The 18617-nt window shown below is 65.0% G+C and carries 22 protein-coding genes; 5 read left to right on the top strand and 17 right to left on the bottom strand.

Translation table 11 applies throughout. The annotated features are described in order from the left end of the window. Window positions 1-25: 25 nt before the first annotated feature. A complete protein-coding gene (phoR, locus tag CCR84_RS07605) occupies window positions 26-1327 on the bottom strand; it encodes a phosphate regulon sensor histidine kinase PhoR (RefSeq protein ID WP_338052584.1) in 1302 nt (433 codons plus the stop codon). A gap of 7 nt (window positions 1328-1334) precedes the next feature. Then, on the bottom strand, window positions 1335-2027 hold the full coding sequence (gene phoB, locus CCR84_RS07600; protein ID WP_201211051.1) for a phosphate regulon transcriptional regulator PhoB: 693 nt from the start codon (window positions 2025-2027) through the stop codon (window positions 1335-1337). 57 nt (window positions 2028-2084) lie between these two features. Here phoB and CCR84_RS07595 point away from each other — a divergent pair, with 57 nt between their 5' ends. The 5 genes from CCR84_RS07595 to CCR84_RS07575 are packed head-to-tail and all read left to right on the top strand — an operon-like array spanning window position 2085 to window position 4976. After that, window positions 2085-2222 carry a hypothetical protein gene (locus tag CCR84_RS07595; protein ID WP_201211049.1) on the top strand — a complete coding sequence of 46 codons (138 nt, stop codon included), beginning with the start codon at window positions 2085-2087 and terminating at the stop codon, window positions 2220-2222. Between the two features lie 30 nt (window positions 2223-2252). Then, window positions 2253-2630 carry a gamma-butyrobetaine hydroxylase family protein gene (locus CCR84_RS07590; RefSeq protein WP_201211047.1) on the top strand — a complete coding sequence of 126 codons (378 nt, stop codon included), beginning with the start codon at window positions 2253-2255 and terminating at the stop codon, window positions 2628-2630. Between the two features lie 55 nt (window positions 2631-2685). Then, window positions 2686-3426, top strand: a complete 741-nt coding sequence (gene ubiE / locus CCR84_RS07585) for a bifunctional demethylmenaquinone methyltransferase/2-methoxy-6-polyprenyl-1,4-benzoquinol methylase UbiE (protein ID WP_201211045.1) — start codon at window positions 2686-2688, stop codon at window positions 3424-3426. Between the two features lie 12 nt (window positions 3427-3438). Next, complete coding sequence (locus tag CCR84_RS07580; RefSeq protein WP_201211043.1) at window positions 3439-4365, top strand: Tim44 domain-containing protein; 927 nt, start codon at window positions 3439-3441, stop codon at window positions 4363-4365. Window positions 4366-4367: 2 nt separating this feature from the next. Then, on the top strand, window positions 4368-4976 hold the full coding sequence (locus CCR84_RS07575) for a ubiquinone biosynthesis accessory factor UbiJ (RefSeq protein ID WP_201211042.1): 609 nt from the start codon (window positions 4368-4370) through the stop codon (window positions 4974-4976). 48 nt (window positions 4977-5024) lie between these two features. On the opposite strand, the gene CCR84_RS07570 is transcribed toward CCR84_RS07575, so the two are convergent. The 15 genes from CCR84_RS07570 to CCR84_RS07500 all read right to left on the bottom strand — a co-directional run bounded on the left by CCR84_RS07570 (window position 5025) and on the right by CCR84_RS07500 (window position 18614). Beyond that, window positions 5025-5771, bottom strand: coding sequence for a carbonic anhydrase (locus CCR84_RS07570; RefSeq protein WP_201211039.1), 747 nt, complete (start codon window positions 5769-5771; stop codon window positions 5025-5027). Between the two features lie 104 nt (window positions 5772-5875). Further along, complete coding sequence (locus CCR84_RS07565) at window positions 5876-6313, bottom strand: F0F1 ATP synthase subunit epsilon (RefSeq protein WP_201211036.1); 438 nt, start codon at window positions 6311-6313, stop codon at window positions 5876-5878. Window positions 6314-6457: 144 nt separating this feature from the next. After that, entirely contained in the window at window positions 6458-7858 is a 1401-nt protein-coding gene (gene atpD / locus CCR84_RS07560; RefSeq protein ID WP_201211034.1) for a F0F1 ATP synthase subunit beta, read from the bottom strand. Between the two features lie 37 nt (window positions 7859-7895). Next, complete coding sequence (atpG, locus tag CCR84_RS07555; RefSeq protein ID WP_201211033.1) at window positions 7896-8759, bottom strand: F0F1 ATP synthase subunit gamma; 864 nt, start codon at window positions 8757-8759, stop codon at window positions 7896-7898. 16 nt (window positions 8760-8775) lie between these two features. Continuing rightward, entirely contained in the window at window positions 8776-10317 is a 1542-nt protein-coding gene (atpA, locus tag CCR84_RS07550) for a F0F1 ATP synthase subunit alpha (protein ID WP_201211032.1), read from the bottom strand. A 9-nt stretch (window positions 10318-10326) separates the two neighbouring features. Next, a complete protein-coding gene (locus tag CCR84_RS07545; RefSeq protein WP_201211031.1) occupies window positions 10327-10863 on the bottom strand; it encodes a F0F1 ATP synthase subunit delta in 537 nt (178 codons plus the stop codon). Between the two features lie 3 nt (window positions 10864-10866). After that, a complete protein-coding gene (locus tag CCR84_RS07540) occupies window positions 10867-11337 on the bottom strand; it encodes a F0F1 ATP synthase subunit B (RefSeq protein ID WP_201211030.1) in 471 nt (156 codons plus the stop codon). Window positions 11338-11377: 40 nt separating this feature from the next. After that, window positions 11378-11617, bottom strand: a complete 240-nt coding sequence (gene atpE / locus CCR84_RS07535) for a F0F1 ATP synthase subunit C (RefSeq protein ID WP_153117812.1) — start codon at window positions 11615-11617, stop codon at window positions 11378-11380. Window positions 11618-11698: 81 nt separating this feature from the next. After that, complete coding sequence (gene atpB, locus CCR84_RS07530; protein ID WP_201211029.1) at window positions 11699-12562, bottom strand: F0F1 ATP synthase subunit A; 864 nt, start codon at window positions 12560-12562, stop codon at window positions 11699-11701. A gap of 4 nt (window positions 12563-12566) precedes the next feature. Further along, on the bottom strand, window positions 12567-12932 hold the full coding sequence (locus CCR84_RS07525) for an ATP synthase subunit I (protein WP_201211027.1): 366 nt from the start codon (window positions 12930-12932) through the stop codon (window positions 12567-12569). Window positions 12933-13101: 169 nt separating this feature from the next. Further along, window positions 13102-13959: a ParB/RepB/Spo0J family partition protein gene (locus tag CCR84_RS07520; protein ID WP_201211023.1), complete on the bottom strand. Its 858-nt coding sequence runs from the start codon at window positions 13957-13959 to the stop codon at window positions 13102-13104. Beyond that, window positions 13956-14744, bottom strand: a complete 789-nt coding sequence (locus CCR84_RS07515; protein WP_338052583.1) for a ParA family protein — start codon at window positions 14742-14744, stop codon at window positions 13956-13958. Before CCR84_RS07515 ends, CCR84_RS07520 begins: the two co-directional genes overlap by 4 nt. Window positions 14745-14793: 49 nt before the next feature. Then, window positions 14794-15447 carry a 16S rRNA (guanine(527)-N(7))-methyltransferase RsmG gene (rsmG, locus tag CCR84_RS07510; RefSeq protein ID WP_201211017.1) on the bottom strand — a complete coding sequence of 218 codons (654 nt, stop codon included), beginning with the start codon at window positions 15445-15447 and terminating at the stop codon, window positions 14794-14796. Continuing rightward, window positions 15440-17335: a tRNA uridine-5-carboxymethylaminomethyl(34) synthesis enzyme MnmG gene (mnmG, locus tag CCR84_RS07505; protein WP_201211015.1), complete on the bottom strand. Its 1896-nt coding sequence runs from the start codon at window positions 17333-17335 to the stop codon at window positions 15440-15442. Before mnmG ends, rsmG begins: the two co-directional genes overlap by 8 nt. 499 nt (window positions 17336-17834) lie before the next feature. Then, window positions 17835-18614, bottom strand: a complete 780-nt coding sequence (locus CCR84_RS07500; protein ID WP_201211013.1) for a sulfite exporter TauE/SafE family protein — start codon at window positions 18612-18614, stop codon at window positions 17835-17837. Window positions 18615-18617: the final 3 nt, after the last annotated feature.

Genomic DNA, 18617 nt, shown 5'->3' with positions numbered 1-18617 from the left:
TGCGGCGCTCCCACGAGAGAAGTGTTCAGTCGATCAGCCGCTGCGCGGGGAAGCGGGCTGCGAAGCGGCTGCCGCTGCCGAGTTCGCTGCTGATTTCGAGCGTTGCCTGGTGGTGGGTGAGCACGTGCTTGACGATCGCCAGGCCGAGTCCGGTGCCGCCGGTTTCGCGCGAACGGCTGCGGTCGACGCGGTAGAAGCGCTCGGTCAGGCGCGGCAGGTGCTGCGGCGAAACGCCGATGCCGGTGTCGGCGACGACGAAACGCGCGCCGCCATCGGCAGTGCGCTGCCAGGTGAGTTCTATGCGTCCGCCTTCCGGCGTGTAGCGGACGGCATTGCTGGCGAGGTTGCCGAAGGCGCTGCGCAATTCGTTGCTGCAGCCGCGCAGGACGGCCGGCGCGTCGATCGACAGCGAGATTTGATGCCGACCCGCCGAAAGCGCCTGTGCCTCGGTCAGGATCGTCTGCAACAGCGGCTCGACCTCGACGGGCTCCTCGGCCGCTTTGTGGCCGTCGGTTTCCAGACCCGACAGGGTCAGCAGGTCCTCGATCAGGCGGCGCATGCGCAGCGACTGTTCGTTGATCAGCGTCAGGTAGCGCCTGACTTCCTCGTCGCTGTAGCCGGTGGGGTCGTCGGCGAGCATTTCGGCAAAGCCGGCGACGACAGTCAGCGGTGTCTTCAGCTCGTGCGAGACGTTGGCGATGAAGTCGCTGCGCACGCGTTCGAGGCGCTCCTGATGGCCGATGTCGTGCGAGAGCAGCAGCGTCCGGTCTTCACCGTAGGGAATCACCTTCAGCAGCAGCGTCAATCCGGGCGAGTGCTCGCTGCGATAGACGAGCGGGTCGTCGTACCTGGCCGAGTCGAGGTAGGCGATGAAGTCCGGCTGCCGGATCAGGTGTGTCATCACCTGCCCGCGGTCTTCAGGCTTGAGCGAGAAATGCTTGATGGCCGAGTGATTCATCCAGTCGATGCGACGGTGCTGGTCGAAGACGATGATGCCGTCGGGAAGCGCCTGCGCGGCACGGCTGAAGTTCGCCAGCGCCGCGCTCAGGGTCTGCTGCTCGCCGACGCGGATGCGGGTACGCCGATGCAGCCCGGCGAAGGCGGCGTCCCACAGCCCGACGGTCTCGGGTACCCGTGCCTCCATCGGACCGGCCAGCCAGTCGAGCAGTCGCCCGAGCTGGAAATGATGCCAGCCGAGCAGCAGGACGAGTCCACCGATGATCCCCTCCAGTGCCGCCTCGCGTCCCCAGAAGAACCCGAGCGGCGCGCCGGCCAGTAGCGACACCAGCAGCACCGCCCAGACCAGCGAGCCCCAGACCTGATTCACGGCGAACCTACTCGCTCAAGGCCGAGAAGCGGTAGCCGGCACCGCGGACCGTCTGGATCAGGCGGTCGTGGCCGCTCGCCTCCAGCGCGCTGCGCAGACGGCGGATATGCACGTCGACCGTGCGCTCCTCGACGAAGACGTGGTCGCCCCACACCTGGTCGAGCAGTTGCGTGCGGCTGTGCACGCGCTCGGCGTGGGTCATGAAGAAGTGCAGCAGGCGGAACTCGGTCGGCCCGAGGTCGGCAGGCTTGCCGTCGGTGAAAACACGATGCGTCGCCGGGTCGAGGCGCAGGCCGCCGACTTCGATCGCCTCGTCGGTCATCTGCGGCGCACGCCGACGCAGGACGGCGTTGATGCGCGCCATCAGTTCGCGCGGTGAGAAGGGCTTGGTCAGATAGTCGTCGGCACCGGCATCGAGTCCGGAAACCTTGTCCTGCTCCTCGCCACGCGCGGTGAGCATGATGATCGGCAACTGGCGCGTGCGCTCATCGGCGCGCAGACGGCGGGCGAACTGGATTCCCGGCGTTCCGGGCAGCATCCAGTCGAGCAGGACGAGGTCGGGAAGCGTCTCGCGCACGAGGCGTGTCGCTTCCTCGACGTCGCTGGCGCGCAGCACGTGGTGTCCACCGTGCTGCAGGTTGGCGGCGATCAGTTCCTGGATGGCGGGCTCGTCTTCGACGACGAGGATGTTGGCGGGCATGGAGAAGCTCCTGGCAATCACTCACTGTTGCCCACTTTATGAAACTGCCGTTACAAATTGATGACGAATTTTGGCAGCAAGCTGGTGGTCGGCGCCGCTCGCGAACTTTCCGGCCAGCGCGCCCGCCGCGCCCGCACCGAAAGCCAGCGCTTCCCGGCCGCGCTGCGGCTGATGCCGCCAGCGCTTCTGTTATGATAGCGCGTCCAAATTCTTCCCGGGGGTCGCATGGCCGGTCTGGACCGAGCAGCACCGCTGCCGACGGAGATCACGCTGCACCAGCAGTCGCGTCGGCTTGAAATCGCTTTCGACAACGGCGAACGTTTTTCGCTGTCCTGTGAATTCCTGAGGGTATGGACTCCCTCGGCGGAGGCGCGCGGCCACGGCCCGGGGCAGGAAACGCTGCAGACCGGCAAGCGCGAGGTCAATATCGTCGCCATCGAGCCGGTCGGCCAGTACGCGATCCGGCCGGTCTTTTCGGACGGGCACGATAGCGGGATCTACTCCTGGGACTTGCTGTACAACTTCGGCAAACACCACGACGAGCTGTGGCAGAGCTATCTGGACCAGCTTGCCGCCGCCGGCGCCAGTCGCGACCCGGCTTGAGCCCGGCTCGACCACCGATCCGGCGAACTTTCGAGACCCTACTTACTCCTGCACGATGAACGATCAGAAAACCACCCATTTCGGCTACCAGAGCGTCGCCGAAGCCGAGAAGGCCCGTCGCGTCGCCGACGTTTTCGACTCAGTCGCCAGCCGCTACGACCTGATGAACGACCTCATGTCCGGCGGCCTGCACCGGCTGTGGAAAAACTTCACGATCGCGCAGAGCGGCGTCACCACCGGCTCGCGCGTCCTCGACGTCGCCGGCGGTACCGGCGACCTGTCGCTGGCCTTCGCCAGGAAGGTCGGCCCGACCGGCCAGGTCATCCTCACCGACATCAACAACTCGATGCTGACGCACGGCCGCGACCGCCTGATCGACAAGGGCGTGGCCATCGCCGCGGCACAGTGCGACGCCGAGAAGCTGCCCTTCCCCGACGACCACTTCGACTGCGTCACCGTCGCCTTCGGCCTGCGCAACATGACGCACAAGGACGTCGCGCTGGCCGAGATGTACCGCGTGCTGCGTCCGGGCGGCCGCCTGCTGGTGCTGGAGTTCTCGCAGGTGTGGAAGCCGCTGGCGCCGTTCTACGATTTCTATTCGTTCAAGATCATCCCGCGCATCGGCCAGCTGGTGACGCAGGATGCGGCGAGCTACCAGTACCTGTCCGAATCGATCCGCGTGCACCCGGACCAGGAGACGCTGAAGGCGATGATGGAACAAGTCGGCTTCGAGCGTGTCGATTACTTCAACATGACCTTCGGTGTCGTCGCCCTGCACCGTGGTTTCAAGTTCTGAGGAGGAGTCCCCATGCGTAAATTCCTGATCGCCCTTTGCCTCTCGGTGTTCAGCCTCGGCATGCTGGTCGGCAACGCCGAAGCCGCGCGTGTCGGCGGCGGCAAGTCGGTCGGCATGCAGCGTTCGGCGACGCCGGCACCGCAGGCCCCGGCTGCACAGCGTGCCGCCCCCGCCCCCACCACCCCGGCTGCCGCAACGCCCAAGCGCAACTGGATGGGCCCGCTCGCCGGCCTTGCCGCCGGTCTCGGACTGGCCGCCCTCGCCTCGCACTTCGGCTTCGGTGAAGAACTGGCCAACTTCCTGCTCATCGCGCTGCTGGCGATGGTCGCGATCTTCGTCGTGCGCATGCTCATGAACCGCGGCAAGGCGAAGGCGCCGCAGCTCGGCTACGCCGGCGCGGGTACTGGCGCTGCAGCACACTCCGTGGCGACTCCTGCACCGACTCCGGCCACTTCGGTCGGCTCGCTGCGCTCCTCGCTGGCCGATACCACGGGCAGCCAGGCCGCGCCGGCCGCCGGCACTCCGGGCGAACTGCTCGGCGCCGACTTCAAGGCAGCGCCGTCGATCCCGGCCGACTTCGACGCCGAGGGCTTCCTGCGCGTCGCCAAGCTCAACTTCGTCCGCCTGCAGGCTGCCAACGACCGCGGCGATGTCGCCGACCTGCGCGAGTTCCTGAGCCCCGAGGTCTTCGCCGAGGTCAAGATGCAGCTCGACGAGCGCCAGGGTGCGACGCAGCAGACCGACGTCGTCACGCTCGAAGCGCAACTGCTCGAAGTCGTCACCGAAGGCGACCGCCACATCGCCAGCGTGCATTTCTCCGGGACCATCCGTGAGCAAGCCGGTGCCGCCGCCGAGCCCTTCAGCGAGGTGTGGAACCTCGCCAAGCCCGTCACCGGCGATCGCGGCTGGACCGTCGCCGGCATCCAGCAGGTCGCCTGATCGTGTCGCTGCTCGCCGCCCCCGCCCTGCGTTTCGTCAATCGCCTGCTCGGCAACGAGCGCTGGGCGACGACGCGGCTCACGCCCTTCGCCGGGCAGGCGGCGCGCGTCGAATTCCGCGACTGGTCGATGACGGTCGCGGTTACCCCGGAAGGACTGTTCGTCGAGGCGCCGGCCGGCACCGAAGCGCTGGTGACACTGCGCCTGCCCGACGACACCCTGTCGCGCGCGCTCAGCGACCGTGCGTCGATTGTCGGCGCAACGCGCATCTCGGGATCGATCGAGTTCGCCGAGGCGCTCGGTTTCATCGCGCGCAACCTGCGCTGGGACGTCGAGGACGATCTGGCACGCATCTTCGGCGGGACGACCTTCGGTGACATCGCCGCCCGCCGCATCGTCGACGGCGCCCGCCGCTTCGGCGCCTGGCAGCGCGAGGCGATGAACCGTGGTGCGCGCAACCTCGGCGAGTATCTCGTGTTCGAGAAGCAGGCCGTCACCTCACGCGAGGCCTTCGGCGCATTCTGCAGCGAAATCGATGCCCTGGATGGCGATCTGGCGCGGCTGGAAAAGCGCCTGCAGCGGATCGAACAGGCGCGCCCGCTGCAGCGCTGACGGAGCGCCGGAAGCGATTTTCCGGCGTCTCCCGCTTCAAGGGGCGCTTCAGCTCTTCTCGACCCTGCGTCCGTTGAGCGGCTGTACCGGGCGCGCATTCATCGGATAGATCTTCCTGAACGCAGCGAGCTGTGCCTTGGAGAGTTCAAGGGGCTGACCCAGGATCTGCCAACGGACGCCTTCACTGCAGGGGGGGGTCGTCAGCGAACCGGTGAAGGCATAGTAGCCGCGGCTGGCGGGCAACAAGTCGGCGACGTTCAGATCGCCGGGCAGCACCGCCTTGCTGCCGGGCTGCGTCGGCATTGCGTCGAAGATCCGCGCGAGGACCGGGTTTTCCTTGCCGACCTTGAAGAGGATGCCGACTACCGCGAGCTTGCCCTCTTCGTCACGATGCACGAGGTGGGCCCCCAGCGGATAGGCCTTGCCTTTGATCCTTTCCTCGCCAGGCGCGTGGAAGTGGAACTGCAAGAGCTCGTACTCGCCCGAGGCCAGCGTCAGGGTGCCGCCGGCGGCCGGATTGACCTGGATCGTGTGGCCGTTGTTCACGATCTCGGCTGGACCGGGCTTGTAGGCGAAGCCGATCGCCGGCAGGTCGCCCTTCTTCGCGTCACGGATGTCGATCGGCGACTGCTCCTTGCCGATCTTGCACGTGGCGAAGCCTTGCTGCAACTCACCCCAGTGGCGGGGGTCGGTCGTGCCGCTATAGCTCCAGTGAGCGTGGTTTTCCTCGGCGCCTTGAATGCCTCCGCTCGCGATCAGGGCGAGCGCGCTAGCAATGAGCAGTTTCTTCTTCATGATCAATTCGGGCCTTCGTTCGATGCAAAAAGGCCGGAGCATCTTTCGATGTCCGGCCTTTTCGCAGATCATCCGTCCGCGGACGGCGCAATCTTCAACTCGACTTACGAGGCGGCGATGCTGCCACGGTTGCGCAGCTTCTTGATCGCCTGCAGCTGCGCGATCGCCTGCGCCAGTTCGGCTTCGGCGGTGGCGTAATCGGCCAGCGCACTACGGTTCTTCAGCGCTTCCTCGGCGGAACGCTTGGCTTCGACAGCCTTGGCTTCGTCGAGATCGGCGGCACGGATCGCCGTGTCGGCGAGGACGGTGATCATGCTCGGTTGCACTTCGAGAATGCCACCCGAGACATAGATCATCTCGTGATCGTCCGAATCGGGCACCTTCAGACGAACGGTGCCGGGCTTGAGACGAGTGATCAGTTGCGAATGCTGGGGATAGATGCCCAGCTCGCCGGCTTCGCCGGGGAATACGCCGAACTCGGTTTCACCCGAGAAGATTTCCTCTTCGGCGCTGACGATGTCGACATGAACTCTGAGTGACATGACTTTCTCCGCCGCTCCATGCCGTCGCTCCCGACCGGGAGCGAGACGCAGGAGCGCGTTGGCAATTAGCTGAGGCTCGCTGACAACGCGCCGGCCTGCGGAGTGCTTCCGGGGCCGGCGCGTAGCGCTTGCGCGCGGCTAGACTTAAAGCGTCTTGGCCTTCTCGAAGGCTTCCTCGATCGCGCCGACCATGTAGAAGGCCTGCTCGGGGAGCGCGTCGCACTCGCCGTTGACGATCATCTTGAAGCCGCGGATCGTGTCCTTCAGCGAAACGTACTTGCCGGGCGAGCCGGTGAACACTTCGGCGACGTGGAAGGGCTGCGACAGGAAGCGCTGCAGCTTGCGGGCACGGGCCACGGCCAGCTTGTCTTCCGGCGACAGTTCGTCCATGCCCAGAATCGCGATGATGTCGCGCAATTCCTTGTAGCGCTGCAGCGTCATCTGCACCTGGCGGGCGACGCTGTAGTGCTCTTCGCCGACGATCTGCGGGTCGAGCTGACGCGAGGTCGAGTCGAGCGGATCGACGGCCGGGTAGATACCGAGCGCGGCGATGTCACGCGAGAGAACGACGGTCGAGTCGAGGTGGAGGAAGGTCGTTGCCGGCGACGGGTCGGTCAAGTCATCCGCGGGAACGTAGACGGCCTGGATCGAGGTGATCGAGCCGACCTTGGTCGAGGTGATGCGCTCCTGCAGACGGCCCATTTCTTCGGCCAGCGTCGGCTGGTAGCCCACCGCGGAAGGCATGCGGCCGAGCAGCGCCGAGACTTCGGTACCGGCCAGCGTGTAGCGGTAGATGTTGTCGACGAAGAAGAGGATGTCACGACCTTCGTCACGGAAGCGCTCGGCCATGGTCAGACCGGTCAGCGCGACGCGCAGACGGTTGCCGGGAGGCTCGTTCATCTGGCCGAAGACCATGCCGACCTTGTCGAGAACGTTCGAGTCCTTCATTTCGTGGTAGAAGTCGTTGCCCTCACGGGTACGCTCACCGACGCCTGCGAACACCGACAAGCCGGAGTGGGCCTTGGCGATGTTGTTGATCAGTTCCATCATGTTGACGGTCTTGCCGACGCCGGCACCGCCGAACAGACCGACCTTACCGCCCTTGGCGAACGGGCAGACCAGGTCGATAACCTTGATGCCGGTTTCGAGCAGGTCGACCGAAGGCGACAGCTCGTCGAAGCGCGGGGCCTTCTGGTGAATTTCGCGCGTTTCGTCGGTTTCGATCGGACCGGCTTCGTCGATCGGACGGCCGAGGACGTCCATGATGCGGCCGAGCGTGCCGTGGCCGACCGGGACTGCGATGCCCTTGCCGGTGTTGTTGACCTTCATGCCGCGGCGCAGGCCGTCGGACGAACCCATGGCAATGGTACGGACCACGCCGTCACCGAGCTGCTGCTGGACCTCGAAGGTGAGGCCAGTCTCGACCATCGCGGACTCTTCGGCGGCGTCGAGCTTGAGCGCGTCGTAGACCTTGGGCATCGCGTCGCGCGGGAACTGGATGTCCACCACGGCGCCGATGCACTGAACAATGCTTCCTTGACTCATCGTCGTTTCCCCAATCAATAAATTCTTGTCCGCGCGCTTAGACTGCCGCGGCGCCGCTGACGATTTCCGAGAGTTCCTTGGTGATCGCAGCCTGACGAGCCTTGTTGTACACCAGCTTCAGTTCGCCGATCACGTTCTTCGCGTTGTCGGACGCCGACTTCATCGCCACCATCCGCGCGCTCTGCTCGGACGCCATGTTCTCGGCGACCGACTGGTAGATCAACGCTTCGACGTAACGAACCAGCAGGTTATCGACGACGGACTTGGCATCCGGCTCGTAGATGTAGTCCCACTTGTTGCTGCCCTTGACGATCTTGTCGTCCGACAGCGGCAGCAACTGCTCGATCACCGGCTCCTGCTTCATCGTATTGACGAAGCGCGTGTAGCAGATGTACAGAACGTCGATCTCGCCCTTGATGTACGCGTCGAGCTGGACCTTCACCGGACCGATCAGCTTTTCCAGGTGCGGACGGTCACCGAGACCGGTGACCTGCGAGACGATGTCGGCACCGGCCCGCTGCATGAAGCCAAGACCCTTGTTGCCGATCGCCGTCACCTGCAGGCCCTGCCCGGCAGCCTGCCAGTCCTTCATGTTCGCCAGGGCGAGACGCAGGACGTTGCTGTTCAGACCGCCGCACAGACCCTTGTCGGAAGTGACGCAGATCAGGCCGACGTTCTTTACCGACTCGCGTGCGTTGAGGAACGGGTGGCGGTACTCGGACAAGGCATGCGACAGGTGGCCGGCGACTCGCCGGATCTTCTCGCCGTAGGGACGGGCAGCACGCATCCGGTCCTGCGCCTTGCGCATCTTGGATGCGGCCACCATCTCCATGGCCTTGGTGATCTTGCGCGTGTTTTCTACGCTCTTGATCTTGTTACGAATTTCCTTGCCGCTCGGCATGGCGCTCTCCCGACCGTCAGACCAGAGTGGCCTTGAACTCCTCGAGCGCCTTGCTGAGCTGCTGCTCGGCGTCGGCGTCAAGATCCTTGCTCGTCTCGATCTTGGTGATCAGGTCCGGATGCTTCTGCTTCACGTAGGCGTGCAGATGGCGTTCGATGTCGAGCGCGCGCTTGACTTCGACGCTGTCGAAGAAGCCCTTGTTCACCGCCAGCAGCGTGATGCCCATTTCGGACACCGACAGCGGCGCGTACTGCGGCTGCTTCATCAGTTCCGTGACCAGACGGCCGCGTTCGAGCTGCTTGCGCGTGGCTTCGTCGAGGTCGGAAGCGAACTGGGCGAAGGCCGCGAGTTCGCGGTACTGCGCCAGCGCCAGACGGACACCGCCGCCGAGCTTTTTGATGATCTTGGTCTGCGCGGCACCACCGACGCGGGACACCGAGATACCCGCGTTGATGGCGGGACGGATGCCGGCGTTGAAGAGGTCGGTTTCCAGGAAGATCTGGCCGTCGGTAATCGAGATGACGTTGGTCGGAACGAACGCGGAAACGTCGCCGGCCTGTGTTTCGATGATCGGCAGCGCGGTCAGCGAACCGGTCTTGCCCTTGACTTCACCGTTGGTGAAGCGCTCGACCCACTCTTCCGAGACGCGCGCGGCGCGCTCGAGCAGACGCGAGTGCAGGTAGAAGACGTCGCCCGGGTAGGCTTCACGGCCCGGCGGACGGCGCAGCAGCAGCGACACCTGACGGTAGGCCCAGGCCTGCTTGGTCAGATCGTCGTAAATGATCAGGGCGTCCTGGCCGCGGTCGCGGAAGTACTCGCCCATCGTGCAGCCGGCGTACGGCGCGATGAACTGCAGCGCAGCCGATTCGGAGGCCGAGGCAGCGACGACGATGGTGTATTCCATCGCGCCGTTTTCTTCGAGCTTGCGTACCACGTTGGCGATGGTCGAGGCCTTCTGACCGACGGCAACGTAGATACAGGTCATGTTCTGACCCTTCTGGTTGATGATCGTGTCGATCGCCACCGCGGTCTTGCCGGTCTGGCGGTCGCCGATGATCAGTTCGCGCTGGCCGCGGCCGACCGGCACCATCGAGTCGACCGACTTCAGACCGGTCTGCACCGGCTGCGAAACCGACTTACGCCAGATGACGCCAGGCGCGACCTTCTCGATCTTGTCGGTGATCTTGTTGCCGAGCGGGCCCTTGCCGTCGATCGGCTGGCCGAGCGAGTTGACCACGCGGCCGATCAGCTCGGGGCCGACCGGGACTTCGAGAATGCGACCGGTCGTCTTGACCGTATCGCCTTCGGAGATGTGTTCGTATTCACCGAGAACGACGGCGCCGACGGAGTCGCGCTCGAGGTTCAGCGCCATGCCGAAGGTGTTGCCCGGGAATTCGAGCATTTCACCTTGCATGACGTCGGTCAGGCCATGCACACGGCAGATGCCGTCGGTCACGGAGACGACCGTGCCCTGCGTGCGCAGATCAGCGCCCGACTGAAGATTCTGGATCTTCGTCTTGATCAGTTCGCTGATTTCGGAAGGGTTCAACTGCTGCATGGAGTTCTCCTAATTCTTGAGCGCCGACTCGAGGGCCTCGAGCTTGCCGCGTACGGACATGTCGAGCACCTGGTCGCCAACCACGATCTTGACGCCGCCGATCAGGGACTGATCGACGACTACTTCGGCCTTGAGCTTGCTTGCGAAACGCGCCTCGAGTTCCACCAGCAGGGTGGCGAGTTGCGCGTCGTCGAGCGGATAGGCGCTGTGGATGGTCGCTTCCTTGACCCCCTCTTCGGCGCCCTTGAGCTCCTCGAACAGGGTGGCGATTTCAGGCAGCAGGAGCAGACGGCCGTTTTCGGCGAGGATGCGGATCAGGTTGATCTCGTCGTCACCGAGCGCCTTGCCTGCCAGCGACGAAACCAGTTCCCCTTTCTGGGAAGCGTTGGTTTCGGGATCGCTGAGGCAAGTACGCACACGCTCGTCGGCGGCGATGGCCGAGAGCAGTGACAGCCGTTCCGACCAGACCGTCAGCGCCTGCTTTTCCTTCGCCAGGCGGAAGACCGCCTCGGCGTAGGGGCGCGCGATGGTGACGAGTTCAGCCATGGCTCAGAGACCACCCTTCAGCGAGGCGAGCATGTCGGCGTGCGCCTTGGCATCGACTTCGCGGCGCAGGATCTGCTCGGCACCGGCGACGGCCAGGTGCGCGACTTGGTCACGCAGTTGCTCCTTCGCACGGCTGACTTCCTGTTCGATTTCGGCCTTGGCGCCGACGATGATGCGATCGCCTTCGACACGGGCCTGTTCCTTGGCTTCCTCGATGATCGCGACGCCGCGCTTTTCAGCTTGGGCGACGAGGTCGGCAGCCTGCTGCTTGGCCTCGTGCAGGATCGTGGACGCGCGCTTGGTCGCCAGTTCCAGTTCGTTGCGGCCGCGCTCGCTCGAGGCGAGCCCGTCGGCGATCTGCTTCTGCCGCGCGGCGAGGGCCGCCGTAATCGGCGGCCAGACGAAGCGCATGCAGAACCAGACGAACAGGCCGAACATGATGGCCTGCGCAATCAGGGTTGCATTGATGTTCATGGACGAACCTTTCGTCTATTGCGGTTCTGCGGCAAGACGCTTAACCGGCGACGGCGAAGAGGACGTAGAGAGCCAGACCGACGGCGATCATCGGCACCGCATCGACCAGACCCATGACGATGAAGAACTGCGTGCGCAGCATCGGGATCATTTCCGGTTGACGTGCAGCGCCTTCCAGGAAGCGGCCGCCCAGAATGCCGATGCCGACGGAAGCGCCCAGAGCGCCCAGACCCATCATCAGAGCGGCGGCAATGAACATCAGAGGTTTGACGAGTTCCATCGAAAATCTCCAGTAAAAACGAGGTAAAAGTGAAGCGGTAGGTGAATCGAAAAGGCCCGGAAACGGCTTGGTGACGCAGGCTTAGTGGTGCTCTTGGTGAGCCATGTCCAGATACACCACGGTCAGGGTCATGAAGATGAACGCCTGCAGCGTGATGATCAGGATGTGGAAGATACCCCAGCCAAGCGACAGGAGAATCTGCGAGCCGAACATGACCGTGCTGCCGACGCTGGCGGAAACCCAGGTAGCGCCCATCAGTGCGATCAGGATGAAGATCATTTCGCCGGCGTACATGTTGCCGAACAACCGCAGTGCCAGCGAGACGGGCTTGGCGATCAGGTTGACGCCTTCGAGGACCAGGTTGAAGGGCATCGCGGCCTTCGGCAGCGGCTGGAAGGCCAGCTCGGCGAAGAAGCCACCGGCACCCTTCATCTTGATGCTGTAGTACAGGATCATCGCGAAGACGACGATCGACATGCCGAAGGTGACGTTCGGGTCGGTGGTCGGCACGACCTTGAAGTAGTGGATGCCCATCGCCTGCGCGGCCATCGGGATGAAGTCGATCGGGAGCAGGTCCATCAGGTTCATCAGGAAGATCCAGACGAACAGCGTCAGGGCCAGCGGCGCGACGATCGGGTTGCGTGCGGTGAAGGAGCTGCGCACGCTGTTGTCGATGAATTCGAGGATCCACTCGACGAAGTTCTGCATTCCGCTCGGCACGCCGGCGGTCGCCTTGGCGGCGACGCGGGAGAAGAGGAAGACGAACAGACCGCCGAGAACCAGCGCCACGAGGAAGCTATCCACGTTGAGCGCCCAGAAGCCCATTTCCTTGGCTTCTTCAGGCGTGTGCGCAAAACCGAGCGTACCGTCGTGCAGACGGCCCCAGGTCAGGTTCTGGAGGTGGTGCTTGATGTATTCAGTAGAGGAAATCGCTTCGCTGGACATCGTTTTACTCGCGTTCTTTAACACCAATCGACGCGGCCAGGAAAACTGCCTGACCCACAATGAAACCTGCGATCACATGAAGGGGCATCAACTTCAACCCCACCAGACCGACGATGAGCAGCGAGACCACCACTGCAAACCGCTCGAACGACGAGCGGATGAAAAACTTCAGGTGCCGATCCGCATCGGCCCCCTGCTTCCGCCAGTCGCTGCGCATCCTGACGAAGAGCAGTGCTGCATTGGCTGTCGCTGTCAGGCAGCCAAAAACGCCTGCCAGCGCTGCATCCTTCCCGGCGACCGCCAGAACGGCCAGCCCGCCAACTACGGCGACCAGCAGTTGCGCAACCAGAACTCGCTTGATTCGACTCATCGGCAACCGCTTACCGCAATAAGGCCGCAGTATGGTAAGCGAATCGCCGCCTTAAATCAAGGTTTTCGCGGCTCTGCTGCTAAGGCGTGTGAAAGGTAACAAATGTCTTATATAAGAGTCAAGACTTCTTACCGGTGTGTCATCAGCGAGACGGTCCCTTCGCTCGGGGTCATGCCGTCCCGCGCAGGCGATCGAGGATGCCTTCGAGCTGGTCGAGATCGCCGAAATCGACCAGCACCTTGCCGGCGCCCTTGCGGTTGGCGCGGATCTCGACGCGCGCGCCGAAGAGGTCGGACAGTTCCTCCTGCAGGCGCAGGAGGTCGCGGTCGGGGCGTTGCTCGGCCGGGGAGGCGGGCGGCTTCAGCGCGCGCTGGGCGGCGCGCTCGACCTCGCGCACCGACAGTCCGCGTGCCGCCGCGCGCTGGGCGAGCTGGACCTGCTGGGCCCCGGCGAGCGGCAGCAGCGCGCGCGCGTGCCCCATCTCGATCGAGCCGCGCATCAGCAGTTCCTGCACCGGTGGTGCCAGCTGCAGCAGGCGCAGGAGGTTCGACGCCGCCGGGCGCGAGCGGCCGACCGCGTCGGCAGCCTGCTGGTGGGTCATGCCGAACTCGTCGACCAGGCGCTGCAGGCCCTGCGCTTCCTCGAGCGGATTGAGGTTCTCGCGCTGGATGTTCTCGATCAGCGCCATCGCCATCGCCGCTTCGTCGGGGATGTCGCGGATCAGCGTCGGCACTTCGGTGAGGCCGGCGAGCTGGGCCGCGCGCCAGCGGCGCTCGCCGGCGATGATCTCGTAGCGCTCCTCGCCGAGGTCGCCGGGCAGCGGGCGGACGAGGATCGGCTGCATCAGGCCCTGGGCGCGGATCGACGCGGCGAGCTCTTCGAGCGAGACGGGATCCATGCGGGTACGCGGCTGGTAGCGCCCCGGTGACAGCCGCGCAGGCGGCAGCGAGCGCTGCTCCTCGCGGCGCTCGCTGCTGTCGCCGGCAAGCAGGGCGTCGAGCCCGCGTCCCAGTCCCTTGAGTTTCATTGCTGACTTTCCCCTGTGGCGGCGCGGCGGTCGAGCACCTCCTGCGCCAGCGCCATGTAGGCCTGCGCGCCGCGCGAATTGCGATCGAAGAAGGTCACCGGCTTGGCGTAGGAAGGCGCCTCGGCGAGGCGCACGTTGCGCGGGATGATCGTGCGATAGACCTTGTCGCCGAAGTGACTGTCGAGTTCGGCGGACACCTGTTGCGTCAGGGTCGAGCGCGGGTCGTACATGGTGCGCAACAGGCCCTCGATCTGCAGGCGCGAATTGAGGTGCGAACGCACCTTCTTCAGCGTCGCGACGAGGTCACTCAAGCCCTCGAGCGCGTAGTACTCGCACTGCATCGGGATGATCACCGAATCGGCAGCAGCCAGCCCGTTGACGGTGAGCAAGTTGAGCGCCGGCGGGCAGTCCATGAGGATGAAATCGTAGTCGGCGAGCGCCGGTGCGAGCGCGTCGCGCAGCCGGTATTCACGACGCTCCATCTGGATCAGTTCGACCTCGGCGCCGGCCAGCTCACGGTTGGCGGGCAGGATGTCGAAGCCGAACTCGGTGTGCAGGCGCACCTCGGCGAAGGTCGAGCGGCCGATCAGCAGCTGATAGACGGTCGGCAGCGCCTCGCGCTTGTGCACGCCGCAGCCGGTGGTCGCGTTGCCCTGCGGATCGAGGTCGATCATGAGCACGCGCTGGCCGAGCGCGGCGAGGCTGGCGGAGAGGTTCACCGCAGTCGTCGTCTTGCCGACGCCGCCCTTCTGGTTGGTAACCGCGAAGATCTTCTGCTTGCGCACGGACGCTTTCTCCACGTTCTCGGGCGCTTCAGGATGCAGGCTCGCCAATTCAGACTCCCTCTTTCGCTGCAGTTTCGCCATCCTTGAGGATCAAGAGATGCCGTTCGCCATCGACGCCGGGAACGGCGAGCGGCAGGGTCTCGGCGACGACGATTCCACTCGGCAGACGCGCGATCTCGTCGTGCGGAATGAGCCCCTTCATCGCCAGCCAGCAGCCGTCCGCCGCCAGCAGCGACCGCGTCGGGCGGACGAAGTCGGCCAGTTCGGCGAAGGCGCGCGAGACGATGCTCGCGAACGGCTGCTCTGGCCGGAATTCCTCGATCCGCCCGCAGTGCACGCTGACATTGGCGAGCTTCAGCTCGATCACTGCCTGGCGCAGGAAGGCGGTCTTCTTCGAATTGCTGTCGAGCAGCGTCACCGCCAGGTCGGGACGCGCGATCGCCAGCGGAATCCCCGGCATGCCACCACCGCTGCCGACGTCGAGCAAGGTGTCACCGCGCAGGTAGGGCAGGACCGCCAGCGAGTCGAGCAGGTGGTGGCTGACCGCCTTCTTCGGGTCGCGCAGCGCGGTCAGGTTGAAAGCGCGGTTCCACTTGTCGAGCAGCCCCGCGTAGGCGAGCAGGGTCTCCTGCGCGGCAGCCGGCAGTTCGATGCCCATCGCGGCGAGGCCGTCGGCAAGTTGGCGGGTGGGCAGTTCAGCCATGCGTAGCTCCCAGTCGCTTGACATGCACCAGCAGCATGCTGATCGCCGCCGGCGTGATTCCCTGCAGGCGCGAAGCCTCGCCGAGCGTGCGCGGACGCGCCGCAGCCAGCCGCTGGCAGACTTCGCGCGACAGCCCGGCGACGCCGGAAAAATCGAGGTCCTCGGGGATGCGTAGCGCATCGAACTGCGCGCGCTGGGCGACTTCCTCGATCTGCCGGTCGATGTAGCCGCGGTACTTGGCCTGGATGTCGACCTGCTCGATCACCTGCGCATCATCGACCCCGGCATCGACGGCGACGCCTTCGACCGGCAGGCGCATCAGCGCTGCGTAGCTGACTTCCGGGCGGCGCAGCAGTTCGTAGAGGTTGTATTCGCGTTCGAGCGGCTTGCCGAACAGCGAACTCGCCGCCGCCTGGTCGACGCGCGCGGGCAGCACCCAGGTCGCCTTCAGCCGTGCTTCCTCGCGCTCGATCGCCTCGCGCTTGGCGCAGAAGGCTGCCCAGCGCCGGTCGTCGACGAGCCCCAGGCGGCGGCCGGTCTCGGTCAGGCGCAGGTCGGCGTTGTCCTCGCGCAGGGACAGCCGGTACTCGGCGCGGCTGGTGAACATCCGGTACGGTTCGGAAACGCCGCGCGTGATCAGGTCGTCGACGAGGACACCGAGGTAGGCCTCGTCGCGGCGCGGCGACCAGCCCTCGCGCTCGAGCGCGGCGAGCGCCGCGTTGGCGCCGGCGAGCAGTCCCTGTGCCGCCGCCTCCTCATAGCCGGTCGTGCCGTTGATCTGGCCGGCGAAGAAGAGGCCGCCGATCGCCCGCGTCTCCAGGGTGTCGCGCAGGGCACGCGGATCGTAAAAATCGTACTCGATCGCGTAGCCGGGGCGCAGGATGTGGCAGTTCTCCAGGCCGCGGATCGAGCGCACCAGCGCCAGCTGCACGTCGAAGGGCAGGCTGGTCGAAATCCCGTTCGGATAGATCTCGTACGTGTCGAGGCCTTCGGGTTCGAGGAAGATGTTGTGGCTGTCCTTGCCGGCGAAGCGATGGATCTTGTCCTCGATCGACGGGCAGTAGCGTGGCCCGACACCCTCGATGATCCCGGCATAGAGCGGCGAGCGGTCGAGGTTGGAACGGATGATTTCGTGCGTGCGCGGATTGGTCTCGGTGACCCAGCACGGCAACTGCCGCGGGTGCTGCGAGGCGGAACCGAGGAAGGAGAACACCGGCAGCGGGTCGTCGGAATGCTGCTCGACCATCTGCGAGAAATCGATCGTCTTGCCGTCGAGCCGTGGCGGCGTCCCGGTCTTCAGGCGGCCGGCCGGCAGCGCCAGCTCGCGCAGGCGGGCGGCGAGCGAAATCGCCGGCGGATCGCCCATGCGCCCGGCAGCCGCCTGGGTCAGACCGACGTGGATCAGACCGTTGAGGAAGGTGCCCGCGGTGAGGACAACGCTGCGCGCGGAAAAACGCAGTCCGAGCATGGTCACCACGCCGGCGACGCGATCGCCGTCGACGATCAGGTCGTCGACGGCGTCGGCGAACAGGGTCAGGTTCGGCTGATTCTCGAGACGGCGGCGGATCGCCTGGCGGTAGAGCACGCGGTCGGCCTGCGCGCGCGTCGCGCGCACCGCGGGCCCCTTGCTCGAATTGAGCGTGCGGAACTGGATCCCCGCTTCGTCGGTGGCCGCGGCCATGGCGCCGCCGAGCGCGTCGACTTCGCGTACCAGGTGGCCCTTGCCGATGCCGCCGATCGACGGATTGCAACTCATCGCGCCCAGCGTTTCCAGGTTGTGCGTGAGCAGGAGCGTGCGCGCACCGATGCGCGCGCTGGCCAGCGCAGCCTCGGTACCGGCATGGCCGCCACCGACGACGATCACGTCGAAACGTTCAGGATACTGCATGGATAGGGAGCGGCGCAGGCCGGAGATGGGGCCTGCGATTTTACGGCAGCGGGCTGAAAAATAACAGGATTCAGGGAACCGGATGCTTGTGCACGGCGCTGCACAGGCTCACTCGATGTCAGCAGGCTCACCGGCGGCGGGTTCGGCACGATCCTGCGGCGAGGCTCAGCCAGAGTGGTGAGCCTCTTCAGTTTTTTGGCGAAATTTCGTCAGTGGCTCACCTCCGGGAGTGAGCCAGCGAGCGTTTGCGTCGTCTGTTCTTAAAAGGTTTTGAATTCAAAGACTGTAAACATAATAGTGTCGACAAGTCTGTGGATAAGCCTTAAAAGCTTTTTAAAAATAATACTTTGAAAGTTTTTTTCGAGCTGTAGAAGGCGTGTATCGCGCTGTGGATATTTTTGCACAAGTTATCCACAGGAAGAGTTTTCCAGCCTTGTCCACTTCTCGCCCACAGACTTTGCGGCAGCTTGTCCACAGCCCGAAAAGTGATCCGGAGGGCTCAGAAAACCGTGTTTTGCCAGGTATCGAGCGCGAACTTGACGATCAGGACGCTGACGACGAAGAGGAAGACGCGGCGCACGAAAGCGCTGCCGTTCTTCAGCGCCAGCCGCGTGCCGAGCTGCGAACCGGCGACGTTGGCCACCACCATCCACAAAGCCAGTTGCGGCAGCAGGTAGCCGTTGGGGACGAAATAGGCCAGCGCAGCGAGGTTGGTCGCGACGTTCACGATCTTGGCCGCCGCCGAGGCGTGCAGGAAGTCGAACCCGAAGACGCGGACGAAGAGGAAGATCAGGAAGCTGCCGGTTCCAGGTCCGAAGAAACCGTCGTAGAAGCCGATGACGCCGCCGAGCAGCAGCGCGAGTACCAGCTCGCGCTGCCCCGCGTGCTGCGGCCGGTGCTCGCTGCCGAAATGCTTCTGGCGGAAGGTGTGGATCGCCGCGCCGATCAGCAGGACGAGGATCAGCGGGCGCAAGGCTTCGCGCGGCAACCAGGCGACCGCCAGCGCGCCGAGATAGGAGCAGGCGAAAGCCGCCAGCGCCGCCGGCAGCGTCGTCCGCCACGGGATGCGCACGCTGCGCGCGTAACGCCAGGCCGCGTTGGCGGTGCCGAAGACGCTGGCCGTCTTGTTGGTCCCGAACAAGGTCGCCGGCGATTCACCTGGCAAGGCGGTGAACAAGGCCGGAATCTGGATCAACCCGCCGCCGCCGACCACCGAATCGATCAGCCCGGCGACGAAGGCGGCAGCGGCGAGGACGAAAAGCAGCGAGAGATCGGGCATTGG

Origin of the sequence: Rhodocyclus purpureus (assembly GCF_016653115.1) — a bacterium.
Classification (GTDB): domain Bacteria; phylum Pseudomonadota; class Gammaproteobacteria; order Burkholderiales; family Rhodocyclaceae; genus Rhodocyclus; species Rhodocyclus purpureus.
The sequence above is the reverse complement of the archived record's forward strand: the minus strand, read 5'-3'. Positions and strand labels throughout refer to the sequence as shown.